This window comes from Chromatium okenii (genome assembly GCF_002958735.1).
Lineage (GTDB): Bacteria > Pseudomonadota > Gammaproteobacteria > Chromatiales > Chromatiaceae > Chromatium > Chromatium okenii_A.
Map to the genome: position 1 here is coordinate 737,413 of NZ_PPGH01000037.1, position 17,588 is coordinate 755,000.

The 17,588-nt window shown below is 49.8% G+C and carries 20 protein-coding genes and 5 pseudogenes (1 of these 25 running past the window's edge); 19 read left to right on the forward strand and 6 right to left on the reverse strand.

Annotated elements, in window-relative coordinates:
* Positions 1–82: 82 nt before the first annotated feature.
* From leuS to holA (CXB77_RS23260), 4 genes are read left to right on the forward strand one after another with little or no spacing between them, the layout of a single operon-like run.
* Positions 83–2,647, forward strand: coding sequence for a leucine--tRNA ligase (gene leuS / locus CXB77_RS15370; protein ID WP_105074558.1), 2,565 nt, complete (start codon positions 83–85; stop codon positions 2,645–2,647).
* Complete coding sequence (gene lptE / locus CXB77_RS15375; protein WP_105074559.1) at positions 2,647–3,210, forward strand: LPS assembly lipoprotein LptE; 564 nt, start codon at positions 2,647–2,649, stop codon at positions 3,208–3,210. Before leuS ends, lptE begins: the two co-directional genes overlap by 1 nt.
* Positions 3,211–3,213: 3 nt before the next feature.
* Entirely contained in the window at positions 3,214–3,798 is a 585-nt protein-coding gene (gene holA / locus CXB77_RS23255; protein ID WP_277949414.1) for a DNA polymerase III subunit delta, read from the forward strand.
* The gene (gene holA / locus CXB77_RS23260) at positions 3,750–4,229 is read left to right on the forward strand and encodes a DNA polymerase III subunit delta (protein WP_277949415.1); all 480 of its coding nucleotides are present in this window, start codon (positions 3,750–3,752) and stop codon (positions 4,227–4,229) included. Before holA (CXB77_RS23255) ends, holA (CXB77_RS23260) begins: the two co-directional genes overlap by 49 nt.
* On the opposite strand, the gene CXB77_RS24055 is transcribed toward holA (CXB77_RS23260), so the two are convergent.
* From CXB77_RS24055 to CXB77_RS15400, 5 genes are all read right to left on the reverse strand, one after another.
* Positions 4,226–4,459 (reverse strand): OmpA family protein, encoded by a 234-nt coding sequence (locus CXB77_RS24055; RefSeq protein WP_347338155.1) that lies wholly within the window; start codon positions 4,457–4,459, stop codon positions 4,226–4,228. The genes holA (CXB77_RS23260) and CXB77_RS24055 overlap by 4 nt on opposite strands.
* A complete protein-coding gene (locus tag CXB77_RS15385) occupies positions 4,422–4,922 on the reverse strand; it encodes a glycine zipper domain-containing protein (protein WP_347338156.1) in 501 nt (166 codons plus the stop codon). The genes CXB77_RS24055 and CXB77_RS15385 overlap by 38 nt, the downstream gene beginning before the upstream one ends.
* A gap of 254 nt (positions 4,923–5,176) precedes the next feature.
* Positions 5,177–6,511: an ammonium transporter gene (locus CXB77_RS15390; RefSeq protein ID WP_105074560.1), complete on the reverse strand. Its 1,335-nt coding sequence runs from the start codon at positions 6,509–6,511 to the stop codon at positions 5,177–5,179.
* A gap of 22 nt (positions 6,512–6,533) precedes the next feature.
* The gene (gene glnK / locus CXB77_RS15395; RefSeq protein ID WP_105074561.1) at positions 6,534–6,872 is read right to left on the reverse strand and encodes a P-II family nitrogen regulator; all 339 of its coding nucleotides are present in this window, start codon (positions 6,870–6,872) and stop codon (positions 6,534–6,536) included.
* A gap of 74 nt (positions 6,873–6,946) precedes the next feature.
* On the reverse strand, positions 6,947–7,660 hold the full coding sequence (locus CXB77_RS15400) for a TorF family putative porin (protein ID WP_105074562.1): 714 nt from the start codon (positions 7,658–7,660) through the stop codon (positions 6,947–6,949).
* Between the two features lie 406 nt (positions 7,661–8,066).
* Here CXB77_RS15400 and CXB77_RS24060 point away from each other — a divergent pair, with 406 nt between their 5' ends.
* The 4 genes and pseudogenes from CXB77_RS24060 (at position 8,067) to CXB77_RS15425 (ending at position 11,848) form a co-directional block, all read left to right on the forward strand.
* Positions 8,067–8,216 (forward strand): accessory factor UbiK family protein, encoded by a 150-nt coding sequence (locus CXB77_RS24060; protein ID WP_347338157.1) that lies wholly within the window; start codon positions 8,067–8,069, stop codon positions 8,214–8,216.
* Positions 8,217–8,278: 62 nt separating this feature from the next.
* A pseudogene (locus CXB77_RS15415) lies at positions 8,279–9,800 on the forward strand (YifB family Mg chelatase-like AAA ATPase).
* A gap of 139 nt (positions 9,801–9,939) precedes the next feature.
* A pseudogene (locus tag CXB77_RS15420) lies at positions 9,940–10,829 on the forward strand (phosphoribulokinase).
* A 269-nt stretch (positions 10,830–11,098) separates the two neighbouring features.
* A complete protein-coding gene (locus CXB77_RS15425) occupies positions 11,099–11,848 on the forward strand; it encodes a retropepsin-like aspartic protease family protein (protein WP_105074784.1) in 750 nt (249 codons plus the stop codon).
* Between the two features lie 35 nt (positions 11,849–11,883).
* On the opposite strand, the gene CXB77_RS22320 is transcribed toward CXB77_RS15425, so the two are convergent.
* Positions 11,884–12,024 carry a hypothetical protein gene (locus CXB77_RS22320; RefSeq protein ID WP_242445760.1) on the reverse strand — a complete coding sequence of 47 codons (141 nt, stop codon included), beginning with the start codon at positions 12,022–12,024 and terminating at the stop codon, positions 11,884–11,886.
* 233 nt (positions 12,025–12,257) lie between these two features.
* On the opposite strand from CXB77_RS22320, the gene CXB77_RS24765 reads away from it, so the two are divergent.
* From CXB77_RS24765 to CXB77_RS22340, 11 genes and pseudogenes are all read left to right on the forward strand, one after another.
* A complete protein-coding gene (locus tag CXB77_RS24765; protein WP_431520741.1) occupies positions 12,258–12,521 on the forward strand; it encodes a sigma-70 factor domain-containing protein in 264 nt (87 codons plus the stop codon).
* Positions 12,522–12,568: 47 nt separating this feature from the next.
* Positions 12,569–13,024, forward strand: a complete 456-nt coding sequence (locus CXB77_RS24770; protein WP_431520742.1) for a sigma-70 family RNA polymerase sigma factor — start codon at positions 12,569–12,571, stop codon at positions 13,022–13,024.
* Positions 13,025–13,162: 138 nt separating this feature from the next.
* The gene (locus CXB77_RS24775; RefSeq protein WP_431520743.1) at positions 13,163–13,294 is read left to right on the forward strand and encodes a sigma factor-like helix-turn-helix DNA-binding protein; all 132 of its coding nucleotides are present in this window, start codon (positions 13,163–13,165) and stop codon (positions 13,292–13,294) included.
* Between the two features lie 12 nt (positions 13,295–13,306).
* A pseudogene (locus CXB77_RS15440) lies at positions 13,307–13,739 on the forward strand (YcgN family cysteine cluster protein).
* Between the two features lie 40 nt (positions 13,740–13,779).
* Positions 13,780–14,946, forward strand: a complete 1,167-nt coding sequence (locus CXB77_RS15445; RefSeq protein WP_105074565.1) for a class I SAM-dependent methyltransferase — start codon at positions 13,780–13,782, stop codon at positions 14,944–14,946.
* Between the two features lie 44 nt (positions 14,947–14,990).
* Entirely contained in the window at positions 14,991–15,134 is a 144-nt protein-coding gene (locus tag CXB77_RS19900; RefSeq protein WP_172452699.1) for a hypothetical protein, read from the forward strand.
* Positions 15,131–16,036, forward strand: a pseudogene (ispH, locus tag CXB77_RS15450) (4-hydroxy-3-methylbut-2-enyl diphosphate reductase). The gene CXB77_RS19900 and the pseudogene ispH overlap by 4 nt, the downstream one beginning before the upstream one ends.
* Before the next feature lie 121 nt (positions 16,037–16,157).
* The gene (locus CXB77_RS22325) at positions 16,158–16,805 is read left to right on the forward strand and encodes a trypsin-like peptidase domain-containing protein (RefSeq protein WP_242445761.1); all 648 of its coding nucleotides are present in this window, start codon (positions 16,158–16,160) and stop codon (positions 16,803–16,805) included.
* A pseudogene (locus tag CXB77_RS23265) lies at positions 16,735–16,908 on the forward strand (trypsin-like peptidase domain-containing protein); the annotation flags it as partial. The gene CXB77_RS22325 and the pseudogene CXB77_RS23265, both read left to right, overlap by 71 nt.
* Before the next feature lie 79 nt (positions 16,909–16,987).
* Positions 16,988–17,371, forward strand: coding sequence for a PDZ domain-containing protein (locus CXB77_RS22335; RefSeq protein WP_242445762.1), 384 nt, complete (start codon positions 16,988–16,990; stop codon positions 17,369–17,371).
* A gap of 5 nt (positions 17,372–17,376) precedes the next feature.
* Positions 17,377–17,588, forward strand: partial view of a PDZ domain-containing protein gene (locus tag CXB77_RS22340; RefSeq protein ID WP_242445763.1) — the 5' portion only. 40 nt of this gene lie beyond the right edge of the window; the window shows 212 of its 252 coding nt (coding positions 1–212); the start codon lies at positions 17,377–17,379; its stop codon lies off the right edge, out of view.

Consider the following 17,588-nt stretch of genomic DNA (forward strand, 5'->3'; position numbering starts at 1 on the left):
TTTAACAATTGCGCAGGGTAACGACGGCATCCTTGTTGACGCAATTCATTATCACTTCCGTCTTTCAATTCAGACCATTCTCATGCTGACCGATTACGATCCACGCACCATCGAAGCCGCTGCCCAAACCTATTGGGAAGAGCAACAGTCATTCAAAGCTATTGAAGACCCAGCCCGCGAAAAGTTTTATTGTTTAGCCATGTTTCCGTATCCATCTGGGCGGTTGCACATGGGACATGTGCGCAATTATACCATTGGCGATGTCATTGCACGTTATCAGCGAATGCTCGGTAAAAATGTTTTACAACCAATGGGTTGGGATGCGTTTGGGCTGCCAGCAGAAAACGCCGCTATTGCACATGGTATTCCGCCATCGCAATGGACACGCGCCAACATTGCGTATATGAAAAATCAACTTAAATCACTCGGTTTTGGTTATGATTGGGAGCGTGAATTAGCCACTTGCGATCCTGATTATTACCGCTGGGAACAATGGTTATTTACGCGGTTAATTGAGAAGGGATTAGCCTATCGCGCCAAAGCAATTGTCAATTGGGATCCAATTGATCAAACGGTTTTAGCGAATGAACAAGTCATTGATGGACGTGGCTGGCGCTCCGGCGCGTTGGTGGAAAAGCGTGAAATCGTGCAATGGTCGGTGAGGATCACTGATTATGCTCAGGAATTGCTCGACGCACTCGACGGACTCGACGGTTGGCCGGAGCGGGTGCGCATCATGCAGCGCAATTGGATTGGGCGCTCCGAAGGTGTGCACATGGATTTTAGCATCGCTAACACTACGGAAACATTGGGAATTTACACCACGCGCCCCGATACGCTGATGGGCGTGACCTACGTTGCCGTGGCTGCCGAACATCCGCTGGCGCAGCGAGCAGCGGCGAACAATCCCGCGATTACCGCATTTGTGGAAAGTTGTCGGCAAGGCGGCACCTCGGAGGCGGAAATCGAGACGATGGAAAAGCGCGGTCATCCGCTCGGTCTCGACGCGATTCATCCAATTACTGGCGCACAAGTGCCTATTTTTGCTGCCAATTTTGTGTTGATGGGTTACGGCACGGGCGCAGTGATGGCCGTACCTGCGCACGATCAACGCGATTGGGAATTTGCTGAACGCTACGGAATTCCGAAACAAGCAGTGATTCATTCTATTGATGGCAGTCCGTGCGGAATTGAAACTGCTGCGTTTACTGAAAAAGGGGTGTTATTTAATTCCGCACCATTTGATGGTCTTACTTCGGCGCAGGCTTTTGATGCGATTGCGAATTGGTTAACTGAACATGGACGTGGACAAAAAACCGTTAATTTTCGTTTGCGTGATTGGGGCGTATCGCGTCAACGTTATTGGGGTTGTCCAATTCCAATGGTGCGCGATGCAAATGGCGAAGTACGAGCGGAAACCGAATTACCAGTGCAATTGCCTGAAGATGTAATTGTTGACGGCGCAGGATCGCCATTAAAACGAATGCCCGCATTCTTTGAATTACCCAATGGCGCAACCCGCGAAACCGATACGTTTGATACGTTTTTTGAATCCAGTTGGTATTATGCCCGCTATTGTTCATCTGATTGTAATACGGCAATGCTGGATGAACGGGCGAATTATTGGTTGCCGGTTGATCAATATGTTGGCGGGATTGAACATGCAGTTTTGCATCTATTATATGCGCGGTTTTTTCATAAATTGATGCGTGATGAAGGTTTGGTGCATTGCGATGAACCATTTCAAAAATTACTCACGCAGGGCATGGTCGTTGCGGAAACTTGGTTCCGCGAAGATAGCGATGGACGCAAACAGTGGTTTAATCCGGCAGAAGTGATGGTGGAACGCGATGAAAAAGGGCGATTAATTCGCGCAGTGCTCGCTGCTGATAGTCAACCAGTTCATTTTGGTGGCATCGAAAAGATGTCGAAATCAAAAAACAATGGCGTTGATCCGCAATATCTCACTGAACGTTATGGCGCAGATACGGTGCGATTGTATACGATGTTCACTTCGCCACCGGATCAATCATTAGAATGGAATGACGAAGGTGTTGAGGGCGCATTTCGTTTTATCAAACGATTGTGGGCGCTGGCAATGAATGAAGCCGAAGCAATTCAAGCGGCAGATTCAACATTGAATCTTTCTGCATTAAGCGATGCAGAACAAAACGCTCGCCGCGAATTGCACACGGCATTAAAAAAGGCGTTGTTTGATTATGAGCGCCAGCAATTTAACACGGTGGTTTCGGGCTGCATGACGATGGTGAATGTGTTGTATAAATTGGAAGCATCACCACTGCGAGCAGCATTGTTGCGCGAAGGCATTGGAATGGTGCTGCGTTTATTGGCTCCCATTGCGCCACATGTCACGCATTATTTGTGGCGTGAATTGAATTTTGGTGTGGATATTTTGAATGCGCCATTGCTGCAAGTAGATGATGCTGCATTGAAACAAGACAGCATTGATTATGTGATTCAGGTCAATGGCAAGATGCGCGGCAGTATACGCATGGCGGTGAATGCCGAACGCGAGCACATTGAAGCAGCAGTGCTGGCTTGTGAAGTGGTGCAAAAATTCATTGGCAATAACCCGGTGCGCAAGGTGATTGTCGTGCCGGGCAAATTGGTTAATGTCGTTGCGTGATGAATAATTGGCTATTGATAAATCCCCCCAACCCTCCTTTGCTAAAGGGGGGCTTTTTTCTCTCCCCTTTGAAAAATTGGGGGCAAGGATTTCTCATCTTATTCACGTTTGCACTATTCACCGGCTGCGGTTTTCATTTGCGCGGGCGAATTGAAATTCCGGTGTCACTTAATCCGTTATTTATTCAAGCGCCAGTCGGTTCACCAGTACGACGGGCAATTGAAGATTTATTAACCGGCAGCGCCATTCATCTCACAACTACTCCTGCTGCGGCGAAATTAACGTTGCGGATTTTGTCGGAAATGCGCTCATCACGGGTTGCCGCAGTGGATGCCAATGGCAAAACGCTGGCGTTTGAATTGCATTCGGTGGTGCATTTCGATGCTATTGCGCCAGATGGAACGCAGAAAGTGCCGCCACAAACACTAGATTTAACCCGTAATTTTGATAATCCAGAGGTTGAAGTGCTTGGTAAAAAACTAGAAGAAGAGCTGATTTATCAAGACTTTGCAACTGATACTGCTGACCGTATTCTAATGCGCTTACGCGCCGTGTTGATTTAACTCATGCAACTGCGTTTTAACCAATTGAATAGCCAACTCAATCGCAATCTCGCGCCGGTTTATCTGCTGTGCGGCGATGAGCCGTATCAACTCGGCGAGGCAGCGCGGTTGGTGCGTAAACGGGCGCAGCGTGAAGGTTTTACTGAACGCGAAGTGCTTGATGTTGAAACTCATTTTGACTGGAATTTGCTGGCTGCATCCGCCGAGGCGATGTCGCTGTTTGCAACCCGCAAATTGATTGAATTGCGCATCAATAATGGGAAACTCGGTAAAGATGGCAGCGCGGCGCTGCGGGCGTATTGCACGCAACCCTGCGCCGATAACCTGTTGTTAATCCTCGCACCGGGATTGGAATGGAAGGATTTGCAAGCGCAGTGGGTCAAGCGTGATGCGCTCGGCGCAGTGGTGCAAGTGTGGCCATTGAAGGAAAAGGAGCTGGAGCCTTGGGTCAATCAGCGGCTGGAAACTGCGGGATTTCAACCCGAGCCGGGCGTGGCGCGCTGCTGGCAGAACGCGCTGAAGGCAATCTGCTGGCGGCAGTGCAGGAAATCGAAAAATTGCGGCTGCTGCACCGCCCCGGTGCGCTGAAACTCGATGATTTGCTAGGCAATTTAGCCGATAGCGCCCGCTTTGATGTGTACGCATTGACCACTGCGGCGTTGGCGGGCGAACGGGCGCGAGTGCAGCGCATCGTGTTTGGGCTGCGTGATGAAGGCACCTCTGAAGTGCTGGTGTTATGGGTGCTGGCGCGGGAGTTGCGGATGTTGGCAGAAGCAGCGGGAGTGCTGGCGCGGCGTGGGTCATTGGAAACCGTGTTAACGACGCATCGGGTTCCGCGTCCGCGTCAGGAGGGAATTGTGAAAGCGTTGCAAAAACTGTCGCCCGGCTATCTGCAACGAATGCTGCAACAGTGTTTACAGATTGATTTGGCGATCAAAGGACGAGCACCCGGCGATCCGTGGCTACAACTGGCACGGCTCGCCGATGCGCTCACGACCGCAGTCGTTCGGCAACGTTAGCCTTGATTAGCATCAGTAATCGGCACGATGGTGATGTCCACGCGACGATTGAGTCGCCGTCCAGATTCGCTGGCATTGCTGGCAATGGGTTGATCTTTACCGAATCCGGCGGAGGTGAGACGACCGGATGCTACACCAGCGCGGCTCAAATACTGCTCAACCGAACCAGCGCGGCGTTCCGATAGCGTTTGGTTAGGTTGCCGAGCCGGTGCTATCGGTATGACCGGCAATTGCCAGCGCAGTTTTGCCGTATTTATTCACGATGGCAGCAATTTTATCCATCGTGCTGTAAAAGCCGGGTTTAATGCGATCCGAATCTACTTCAAACGTAGTTTCGCCGGTCATTCCCACTAGCAATTCATCATTCGGCAATTTCTGCACGCGAATCATGCCACTGGCAATTTCATCGGCGAGCACCTTTTCAAAATCCTGCCGTTGCTTTTCCATATACGCGCCAACCGCAGTGCCAGCCAATGCGCCACCAATCGCCCCAATCAACGCGCCGCGTCCAGCATTGGCACTTTTAGAACCAATGAGCGCCCCGGCTGCCGCACCGATGACCGTACCCATCACCGCACCTTGTCCGGTATCGGACATGCCGCTGCCGCCAGAAGTCCCCGTCGTAGCGCAGCCGGAAAGCACCACAGCAACGGTCGTCAGCATCACGATACTTTTTGCAAAAACTCGTTTCATTTCAAACTCCAATTATTATTGACATCTACGAAACATCATAAACAGATCAATGAAGATTGGATAGTGTCCAGCGCAATAGAGCTGCATCGTTTTAACGTTGATGCTTGTCTGCAACACTCGCCACCGCATTCTAGTGTTGTCAGCATCGTTTGGATTGACAGTTTCAATTCAATTCACTGTGACTGCGACACCAGTATGATTGCATAAAAAAACCCGCCAAAAGACGGGTTTTTTGTTAAGCGAACATTACATTCTTAAAGAATATAACCGCGCTCATCGTGCTGCGAAAGATCAAGCCCTTCGGTTTCCTGCTCTTCATTCACACGCAAGCCCATCGTTAAATCAATCAATTTAAGAATGATATAACTCAGAATTGCCGTATAAATCAGCGTGACCAGAACGGCTTTCGTTTGAATCCACAGTTGACCGGGAATTGTCATTCCTTCCACTAAACCTGCGCCACCCAAACTTGCAGCAGCGAATACGCCGGTTAATAACGCACCGATGATACCGCCAACCGCATGAACACCGAATACATCTAATGCGTCGTCATAACCAAGTTTGCGTTTGAGTTTCGTTGAAGCGAGAAAACAAATGATGCCCGAAGCAGCGCCAATCGCTAATGCGCCCAATGGCCCAGCAGTGCCCGATGCTGGCGTAATTGCAACTAAACCAGCGACCGCGCCAGAAGCAATACCCAATACACTCGCTTTTCCGTGACTTAACCATTCCGCAAACATCCACGCCAGCCGCCATTGCCGTTGCGAATGCGTGACTAACATTGCCATGCCCGCACTTTCATTTGCAGCAACTGCGCTGCCTGCATTAAATCCAAACCAACCTACCCATAACATTGATGCGCCAATTACGGTATAGCTTAAATTATGTGGCGGCATGGCGGTTGTCGGAAAACCTTTGCGTTTTCCCAATACTAATGCGGCAACTAAACCCGCAATTCCGGCGTTAATATGCACCACGGTTCCGCCAGCAAAATCAATTACGCCCCAATCCCACATTAATGCGCCGTTACCGCCCCAAACCATGTGTGCAATGGGCAAATAAACCAGCGTGAACCAAATCGCCATAAATACTAATAATGCCGAAAACTTCATGCGCTCCGCAAAGGCACCAACAATTAACGCTGGCGTGATAATCGCAAACGTCATTTGAAAGGTTGCAAAGACCGTTTCAGGAATGGCTAAAGTTAAACTCTCGCGGGTCACACCAGCCAATAACATCTTATCGAAACCACCAATGAATGAATTAAGGTTAATCACACCCTGTTCCATTCCCGCAGTCGAGAAGGCGACACTGTAACCGTAAAGCACCCACAATACCGTGATTAGCGCCGTAATCGCAAAACACTGCATTAAAATCGACAGCACGTTTTTTGCTCGAACCATGCCGCCGTAAAACAGCGCCAGCCCCGGAATGGTCATAAACAAAACCAATGCCGTCGCAGTCAGCATCCACGCGGTATCACCGCTATTTAACACCGGCGTTTCTTCCTGCGCAAATGCAATTGTCGGTATTAATGTTAATACACCAGTCAATGCCGCAGCATTCAGCCAGTTATCATGTTTTATCATCCGATTTTCTCCTAAATCGTAGTTACAGTGCATCAGAACCAGTCTCGCCGGTACGAATACGCATGACTTGGCTGAGTTCAAATACAAAAATTTTGCCGTCGCCAATTTTTCCGGTATGCGCAGCATTGCTAATTGCTTCGATGACCTTATCTACCATCTCATCATCAACCGCAATTTCGACCTTAATTTTTGGCAAGAAATCAACAACGTATTCAGCGCCACGATACAGTTCGGTATGGCCTTTCTGGCGACCAAAGCCTTTAACTTCAATCACCGTAATTCCCGATACGCCAATATCACCGAGTGCCTCGCGCACATCATCGAGCTTGAAAGGTTTAATGACGGCTGCAACCAATTTCATCCTAACATTCTCCAGTAAAAAAACTGGGGTATGAATACCCCAGTTAAGGGTTGAAGTCGTGATAAAACGTCGGATTAGAACGTTTTATTCCAACCGATCCAGATTTTTGGATCTTCGTCGTAAGCGCCTTCGGTATCACTGTCGAGTTGATCGTAATTCAAACTGACCGTACCAAAGTCACCAGCGGAGCGACTAATAGAAATGCCCCAATTGGTATAGTCTGTCACATTGGGAGCATCAAAATCGTAATAGCCAACATGTAGATTTAATCCCAAGTTATAGAGCAACTCGAAATCAAGTGCAGCGTGGTAATAGATGTCACCGACATCATAAGCAGAAGAATTATCGACCTGCCCGTAGACGGTATAATTCATTCCAGCAGTGATCCATTTGAAAGTGACACTGCCACCGAGTTCGGCGAAATCAATATCATCGACATCGGGATAACTAATGTAAGTCAAGTTGATGTCGTAGCTCAGATCATCATTGATTGAATTACCAAAGCCTGCTGCGACATCAAATTCATAATTGGTTTGATCTCCAGCACCGAAATCAACATTGGAAACCCATGTTTTCGCATAGAGACCACTGGAATGGTTGTAATCAATTCCACCCTGCACTGCGGATTGATTATCGGTCTGGGTTAGCCCGCGCCAAATGTAATTGCTCACTGCGCCAAAATTAGCAGTGATGGTGTGTGGACCACCGTCTTCGGCAAAAGTGATTTGCGATGCGCCAGCTGCGAATACGCCAATCGTCAACGCGGCGCGAAAAGGTGTTACTTTCATTCGTGTATTCCTCAATTCAATCTAGGCAGCACGGGGTATAAAACGAGAACCAACCGGAGCCTAGATAAAACCGGTTAGCCGCGTTGACATAAAGTCAACAGCATATTACATGCCAGTCAGTGATCGCGGCAAAAACAAAACATCTGTGCGATAAATGCAACAGCTGTCGGTAAGTGGTGCACCAAGTTAAACCGCTCATGCCGCCGGTTGATTTTGCACCGCACTGCGATAGGGCGATGATTGATAACGGCGGTGATGAGCGACTTTCTTTATAATCAATCGCCATCATCTTTCTGATTTCAGGTCGCACACGCGACAATTCATACAGGAATATCAAAATGTTAGACCCCAAACAATTCGATGATTTATTGCAACGGATGTCTTCAGCGTTACCGAAGGTTTTCAGGTGTTGCAGGAAGATGTGAATCGCAATCTCCGCGCTTCATTGGAATCTGGGCTGGCGCGAATGGATTTAGTCACCCGCGAAGAATTCGATGTGCAATCCGCAGTGCTGGCACGAACCGCACCAAACTTTCCGCGCTGGAGAAGCAGGTGAATGCGTTGGAACGCGCCCTCGCCGTCAATCAATCGTCCGCCAACTGAGCACCAGCGCATCTCATGGCACTGTGTACCCTTTACAGCCGCGCCCGCGTCGGCATTCACGCGCCAGCAGTCACCGTCGAAGTGCATTTAGCCAACGGACTGCCGTCGTTATCCATGGTTGGTTTGCCAGAAATGGCAGTGAAAGAAAGCAAAGATCGGGTGCGCGGTGCACTGCTGAACGGGCGCTTTCGGTTTCCCGATGGGCGCGTCACCATCAATCTCGCGCCAGCGGATTTACCGAAAGAAGGTGGACGATTTGATTTACCAATTGCGCTGGGTATTCTCGGTGCTTCGGATCAAATCCCGATTAACGCGCTAGATCGTTATGAATTCATTGGTGAACTTGCGTTATCCGGTGCACTGCGTCCAGTCAACGGCGTGTTACCGGTGGCGCTGGCTGCCCATCGCGCTGGGCGAGAATTGATTTTGCCGCATGACAACGCCGCTGAAGCAGCATTGGTCAACGGATTGGTGCTGCGTCCGGCAGCACATTTGCGCGAAGTCTGCGATCACCTCAGCGGCGTTCGCGCCTTGCCGGTTTTTACCGCGCCAGTCACGCCCGATCATGGGCAACCGCAGTATCCCGAATTGGCCGAAGTGCGCGGTCAGGAACACGCGAAACGCGCATTAGAAATTGCCGCTGCGGGTGCGCACAGCCTGCTGCTGATTGGACCACCCGGCACGGGAAAATCGATGTTAGCCAATCGTTTACCCGGTTTGCTGCCTCCGCTGACTGATGACGAAGCACTGGAAGCAGCGGCGATTCGTTCGGTGAGCGACCGCGATTTGTTTGAACCCTCGCGCTGGCGCGAGCGCCCGTTTCGTTCTCCGCACCACACTGCTTCCGGCGCAGCACTGGTTGGCGGCGGCAGCAATCCGCGTCCCGGTGAAATTTCGCTGGCGCATCAAGGCGTGCTGTTTCTGGACGAGCTGCCGGAATACGACCGCAAAGTGTTGGAAGTGCTGCGTGAGCCGCTGGAATCCGGTCATATCGACATTTCTCGCGCTGCCCGCCAAGCGCGATTTCCAGCGCGATTTCAATTGATTGCTGCGATGAATCCGTGCCCATGCGGTTATTTGGGCGACAACAGCGGACGCTGTCATTGCTCTGCCGATCAAATTGGGCGTTATCGCGCCCGCATTTCTGGACCGTGCTGGATCGAATCGACATGCACATCGAAGTGCCTCGGCTCGATGTTCGCGGCTGGCTGGCGCTCGCCCGACCGATACCGAAACGACAGCAATGGTGCGTGATCGCGTGATTGCTGCGCGTGCTCGCCAACGCGACCGCGCTAATAAACCCAATAACGTGCTGGGTCCGAGCGAAATTGACCGTGATTGTGTGCTGGATGACGCAGGACGGCGGTTGATGGAGCAGGCGTTAACGCGGCTGGCGCTTTCTGCTCGCGCTTATCACCGCATTTTGAAAGTTGCGCGGACGATTGCTGATTTACACGCTACATCGGCGATCACGGTGACGCATCTCAGCGAAGCAATTGGTTATCGCCGTTTAGATCGCGGTGCGAGCAGCGGCTAAAACGCCGTGCAGTAGGCGCACAGAACGCCAACTGCAATCGTCGTCTGGTCTCGTGGTACATTAGCGCGTCATTTCGCATTGGTTTGCGGATTGAACCGAATGCGAAACACACTGAAAATCAACGAGGAGAGACCGATTTATGTCAAAAAAACATCCGATTGTTGCCGTCACCGGTTCTTCCGGCGCGGGTACGACCACTGTCAAACGCGCCTTTGAGCACATTTTTTATCGTGATGGCATCAGTGCGGCAGTCATCGAAGGCGATAGTTTTCATCGCTATGGTCGCGTTGAAATGAAAGCGGAAATGGCCAAAGCCGCTGAAAATCATACAATCTCAGCCATTTTGGTCCTGAAGCCAATCGTTTTGATTCACTCGCAAAACTGTTTCAAGACTACGGTGAAACTGGCACTGGGCAAAAGCGTTATTACATTCATAGCAGCGATGAAGCAGCAGAATTAAATGCGCGTCTTGGCACTGACCTTGCGCCCGGTGAATTCACGCCATGGGAAACGCTGCCTGCGAATACTGACCTGTTATTTTATGAAGGTCTGCATGGATTAGTGGTGACTGAAGAAGACAATGTCGCCCAACATGTTGATCTCGGTGTCGGCGTAGTTCCTATTGTCAATTTGGAGTGGATTCAAAAGATTCAACGCGACAACATGGAGCGCGGTTATTCTGCTGAAGCGATTGTCGATACAATTATGCGCCGAATGCCCGATTACATTCGCCATATCACGCCGCAGTTCTCGTTAACCGACATTAACTTCCAACGCGTCCCTACGGTTGATACTTCTAACCCGTTTATTGCACGGGATATTCCGACGCCAGACGAAAGTTTTGTCATTATTCGTTTTAAGAACCCGGAAAAGCTGCATGTTGATTTTCCGTATTTACTGGCGATGATTCACGATTCTTTCATGTCGCGTCGTAATAGCATGGTTGTGCCGGGTGGTAAAATGGGTTTTGCAATGGAAGTGATTTTGCAACCAATTATTGAACGGATGATGGAAGCGCGAAGAGTTTAACGCGATTTTAATTCACAATCATTCGCTGCCTCTTAAACACAAATGGTAGCGGATGATTGATAGCTATCAACTCGGCATCGCTTACCAAAATCGGTTTTTTAATTGATGCTCCTCGAACATTCTTTCCGATGCAGTGTGCAATTCTCAAAATGATACTGCGCTATATTTTCATACCTAAAAAGCAGCGCATTAAAAAGCCGCAATGAAGCGGCTGATGTGTTGTATTCGCCTGCACGGTTATCAACATATCAATTCGTCGGATGATTGCCATGAAATCAAAGTATTATTGGGTAATCGCAGCATTATTATTCACTTATCACCTCAGCAATGCTGCTGCGCCATCCACAATGGTTGCAGTGACTACCGAATTAGAGCGGTTGATGTCAATACACGGTTTTGAAGTGACTGGTATTGAACAAACCGCTGATGCAACAGCACATGTAGAAGGAGATGAATTACTTTCTCGACTACACATATTATTAGAAAATTTTAATTATGTACTGGTGCAAACACCAGATCGAAAGGTGGAACGCATTTTAATTCTGGGGGAAAAAACAGCTTCTGCACCACCGCCAGCAGTGACGCAAAATTCTAATCACTCGCAGCCAAATACTTCATCGTCAGCCACCGAGATTATTTTGCCGACCCAGCGCCAAGGCACTTCTCATCTCGTCACTGTCACTTTGGAAGGCGTTAATCATCAAAAAATCCGCCAATCTTTATTGATTGACACCGGAGCCGATCACGTCGTACTGCCAACTTCACTCATTACCAAACTTGGTTTAAATCCCAATACGCTGCGGCAACGACCAGTGCAAACTGCCAATGGTGTCGTGAATGCACAAGCCGCTAATCTTTCTGGACTGTGGCTTGATTCCCAACGGCTTGCGGATGTTCCAGTCGCTTTTATTGACGATCAACGTCTCGGTGGTCAAGCATTATTGGGAATGGCAGTATTAGGGCAGTTTCAAATGACCATTGATGATACCAATAATCAAATTAAACTGCTGACACCATAATCATCGCTGCGCAGTATTGAATACCGTTATCAACATTAGCGTAAAAAGTGATAAAAATGTTCGTTAAGATAAACTGCAACTGCATGAATATCTTTATCAAACCACTGTAATCCTAACGACAGTTCGCAACGTTTGACTTGACGTTCAAGCATATCAAAAGCATTGATTCTGTGCATTGCGCGAGTGTAAATTTCAGTGGAATGACACTGTAGACAATTGGTTTGATACAGATTTTCCGCAGAATCTGCTGCAAAAACCGATGCCGAAAAAGTAACGCAACAGATCATCGCAAGATAACTCAAAATACGGTGCAAACGAAACATAATTGCCTCTCAAATAAATTGAATGTGTGGTTTATTTTCTCAGGCAATGTTGCACTAATCAAATAATCTACTGTTTCCGTACCGAGATGACGCTAATTGAGGATCAAGACGCCACTGAAAATGCGCCTACGCTCGATGATGAAGCGTCTGCACAGTTTAATGTAAATGCGCTCTCTGCGTTTGCATCTGAAGAACTGACGTTTGAAAATGAAGATATAACAATAATCAATCATTCATACGAAGTAGATGATGAGACCTATTCCCAAGTCAATCAGCTTGATATAACGCGGCTTTATCTTAATGATATTGGTATTTCTAAATTATTAACAGCTGCCGAAGAAGTCCAATAGCACGGCAAGCACAAAGTGGTAATCTTGCTGCGCGTGCTCGTATGATTGTGTGTAATTTACGGTTGGTGGTAAAAATTGCTCGGCATTACGTTAATCACGGGTTATCCTTTCTTGATTTAATTGAAGAAGGCAATTTAGGGTTAATTCGTGCTGTTGAAAAGTTTGATCCAGAACGTGGTTTTCGCTTTTCAACTTATGCGACATGGTGGATTCGTCAAACCATTGAACGCTCATTAATGAATCAATCGCGCACCGTCCGAATTCCGGTACACATTACTAAAGAAATTAATGTTTATCTGCGGGCGGCACGACATCTTGCGCAATATCTTGATCACGAACCCACTCCTGAAGACATCGCTCATTTGCTTGATAAATCCGTTAATGAAGTAGCGCAGCGGCTGGCGCTCAATGTGCAAATTGGCTCGTTAGATATTCCAATTGGTAAAGATGCAGATAAGTCCTTATTAGATTTAATTGAAGATGATGCTGCTTCTATCCAGTAAATCAGCTGCAGTATACCGAAATTCAAAATTATTTAGAAGATTGGCTGAATCAACTCACAACTAAACAGCGTGAGGTGATTGAACGCCGTTTTGGGCTGCGTGATATAATGATGCAACGCTTGAAAAGTCGCGCTGGAATTGGGCATCACTCGCGAGCGTGTGCGACAAATTCAAATCGACGCGATCAAACGCCTGCGCGATATTCTCAATCAAGAAGGTTTTCTAGCGCCAGCTTTTTTGATGAATAAACGCCATTTTTTAATTGACTAAATTGGAATTGTAATGTCTGAACGTTTTTGGGAAACCACGCCGCTGACGGCACTGACGCCAGCACAATGGGAAATACTGTGCGATGGCTGCGCTAAATGCTGTTTGGAAAAGTTTGAAGACGAAGATACCGGGCAAATTATTTATTCGCGCATTGCTTGTGCGCTGCTTGATTTAATACTTGCCGCTGCGCTGATTACGCAGGACGGGCGCAGCAAATGCCCGATTGCATCACGCTCACGCTCGATGTGCTGCAAAAACCGGCATGGCTGCCGAAACCTGCGCATATCGGCGGCTCGCCGAAGGAAAACCGCTGCCACGCTGGCATCCACTATTAACTGGTGATGCGCAGTCGGTGATTGACGCCGGACAGAGTGTGCGCGGGCGCGTGTTTGCGCCCAAAGCTGGCGTTGATCCGCTGATGAATCTCATCGACTGGATTCGTTAACCGCTTAATTATTCGCAATTAAAAAGACGACTTGCCACGCATGATTTCGCCATTTCAAACTGCCTCAGCAACCGATTTTGCCCTGCAAACCAGCGCCCAATTGCAGGCGCACATTTGCGCGGAAATCGCTGCCGCAGGCGGACAATTGCCCTTTGATGCGTTTATGGAGCTGGCGTTATACGCGCCGGGTTTGGGTTATTACGTCGCTGGCGCACACAAATTTGGCGCAGACGGCGATTTTGTGACTGCGCCGGAATTGTCGCCGCTGTTTGGTCAATGCGTCGCCGCACAAACTGCGGAAGTTTTGGCGCAACTCGGCGGTGGCGCAGTGCTCGAATTCGGCGCAGGCAGCGGCGCACTCGCAGTTGCGGTGTTGCGGGAATTAGCGCAGCGCGATTGCTTGCCAGAACACTATTGGATTCTGGAACTTAGCCCCGAATTGATGGAGCGCCAGCGCCAGCGCATTCAAGCAGAAATCCCGCATTTAGCGCCGCGCTGCGCATGGTTAACAGCGTTGCCGCAGCAGTTTCGTGGCGTGATGCTGGCGAACGAAGTGCTGGATGCGATGCCGGTATCACGGTTTCGAGTCCGCGACGATGGCGGTATTGATGAAATTGTCGTGATTGATCAAGCAGGTGCGCTGATAGAAACGACTGCGCCGCCGCATTCATCCGCACTGCTCGAAGCGGTTGCAGCAATACAAACCGCAGGTTTTGCGCAAACGCCCGGCTACACTTCAGAAATCAATTTGCGTTTAACGCCATGGCTGGCGGCACTCGGCGCAGCGATGGATGCCGGTGTGGTGCTATTGATTGATTACGGTTATCCGCGCTCCGGTTATTACCAAGCGGATCGGACGCAAGGCACCTTGCTGTGTCATCAGCGTCATCAAACTTACGATGATCCTTATCGCCAGCCGGGGTTGCAGGACATGACTGCGCATGTTGATTTTACTGCCGTTGCCGAGGCGGGAATTGCCGCTGGTTTTGAATTGGCCGGTTTTACCACGCAAGCGCATTTTTTACTCGGCTGCGGAATTGATGCGTTATTGACTGCCGACACGATCACAATCGAACAGATGCAGGCAGCAAAACAATTACTGTTGCCAACCGCAATGGGTGAACGTTTTAAGGTGCTGGGTTTAAATAAAAACATTAAAGGAAGATGGAGTGGATTTTCAGTGCGCGATTTGTGCGAACGTCTGTAATAAGTTGCGCCGTAACCATTTTTTAGCAACTGCGGAGGCTTGAATTGAAAAACTGTAAACTCTGTAAATACAGCAAAGTCTGCAACGATTTGCCGATGATTTGTATTTTATTGCCTTATATTGCAATTGCTGTGGTCGTGATTTCGGTGATTTATTTGTTTATTACGCAGGAGCTTTTTCAACCGTGACTATTTTGCTTGCCAATCCGCGTGGTTTCTGTGCTGGCGTCGATCGCGCCATTGCCATCGTTGAGCGCGTTCTGGAACGTTACGGAGCGCCGATTTATGTCCGTCACGAAGTCGTGCACAACCGTTATGTGGTGGAGAATTTGCGGCAACGGGCGCGATTTTCATTGAAGATTTGGCGCAAGTGCCCGCTGGCGCGTTCCGCAAGCGGTGCGGCAGGAAGCGGAAACGCGAGGATTGCGAGTATTTGATGCGACCTGTCCGCTGGTGACGAAGGTACACATGGAAGTGACGCGCCACTGCAATCATGGCGTGACCGTGATTTTGATCGGTCATCGCGGACATCCCGAAGTGGAAGGCACGCTCGGTCAATATCAAGGCACGGCTGGCGCAATTCATCTCGTTGAAAATGTTGCTGATGTCGCTGCGCTGGCGATTCCCGAAACAGCGCAATTGGCTTACGTCACGCAAACCACGTTATCGGTTGATGACAGCAGCGCGATTATTGCGGCGCTGCGCGAGCGATTCCCGACAATTCAAGGACCGAAAAAAAGCGACATCTGCTACGCCACGCAAAACGTCAAGATGCAGTCAGAACGCTGGCGGCGAGCTGCGATTTGCTGCTCGTCGTCGGTTCGCCCAATAGTTCCAATTCCAATCGGCTGCGGGAATTGCCGAGCGACAGGGCTGCGCTGCATACCTTATAGATGGCGCAGATGATATTTGCCGCGCATGGCTTGACGGTTCACCGCGCATCGGCATCCGCTGGCGCATCCGCACCGGAGATTTTGGTCACACAAGTCATTGCCAAACTTGAAGAATGGGGCATCAGCGGCGCTGAAGAACAAGACGGCATTCGTGAACAAATTGTGTTTACGCTGCCGCCAGAATTAGCGACAGACTGAAATCTCAAGCGCGAAAGATGGTCTAAATGCTGGCGATTCGGTCATCCAGCAGATTGGTTGATTTCGGACGCAGTGGCTGCATTCAGCGGCGATTTTCTGAATTCGATTGATGAGGTAACGCATGAAACCAGTTGAATTATTTCGTGTTAATGCCAAGCAGATTAAACCGCTTGTGGTAGTGCTGGCGCTCATTGGCAGTGGCGCGTTGTTGACCGAAGTGCGCAGCGCGATGGCGCAGTCGGTTCCGGCAACCGCTGCCTTGCCCAGTTTTGCGGATGTTGCCGAGCGCGTTGCTCCGGCAGTGGTGAACGTGACGGTCAGCGCCGGTGCTGGGCAACCGCTACAGCGGCGCGGTCATCAAGGAATGCCAGAAAATTTGCCCGTGCCCGAATTTTTCCGACGCTTTTTTGAAGAGCGTGGAAATGTGACGCCGCATCAAACGCAAGGTCAGGGTTCGGGTTTCATCATCGACGCTAGCGGACTGATTGTGACCAATAATCATGTAATTGAGGACGCAACCGAAGTGTCGGTGGTGCTCAATGATGGTTCAAGTTATCGGGCAGACATTGTTGGTTTTGATGACAAAAGTGATTTGGCGCTGCTCAAAATTGATGCCGGTAAACCGCTGGCGTCAGTGGAGTTAGGCGATTCGACGCGGGCGCGAGTGGGCGATTGGGTGCTGGCGGTGGGCAATCCGTTTGGGTTGGGCGGTTCGGTTAACGCAGGATTATTTCGGCGCGGGGCGCGATATTCACGCCGGACCTTATGACGACTATCTCCAAATTGACGCGGCGATCAATCGCGGGAATTCCGGCGGACCGTTGTTTGACACGACTGGGCGAGTGATTGGCGTCAACACGGCGATTTTTTCGCCAACTGGCGGGAATGTCGGCATTGGGTTTGCGATTCCGGCCGAAACAGTCAAGCAGGTAGTGGCGCAGCTGCGCAAAAATGGGCGGGTTGAACGCGGTGGCTGGGTTCAAATTCAAGCAATTACGCCGGAATTGGCAACGGGCATGGGTTTGCAAACCGAGTGGCGTGTTGGTCGCAGAAATTATGCCCAATGGTCCAGCGAGCAAAAGTGGGCTGCGGGCTGGCGATGTGATTTTAAGCGTTAACGGTCAACCAATTGAAAATGCAAAAGATTTGCCAAAACGTGTAGCTGCAACGCCAGCGGGAACGCGAATTAATTTAGAAGTGTGGCGACAAGGCAAGCCATGGCAAGTGGCGTTGACGGTGGGCGTGTTGCCGGATAATCCGCAAACCGCGAGTGCATCTGATGTCGGTGCAGCGGGTGGTCATCAGTCGCCGCTGGGACTAGCGTTGTTGGATTGACGCCAGTGCTGGCGCATCAACAAGGGCTTGATCCTGATCGTCAGGGAGTGTTGGTCACGCAGGTGGCATCAGGCAGTTTAGCGGCGCGGGCGGGGGTTGCGCCGGGCTGTGTGATTTCAATGGTTGGTGCAGAGCCCGTTGATTCTCCAGCGAGTTTCGATGCGGCAGTGCACAAAGCAGTTGCAGAACAACGACAGGCAGTGATCTTACTGGTTGA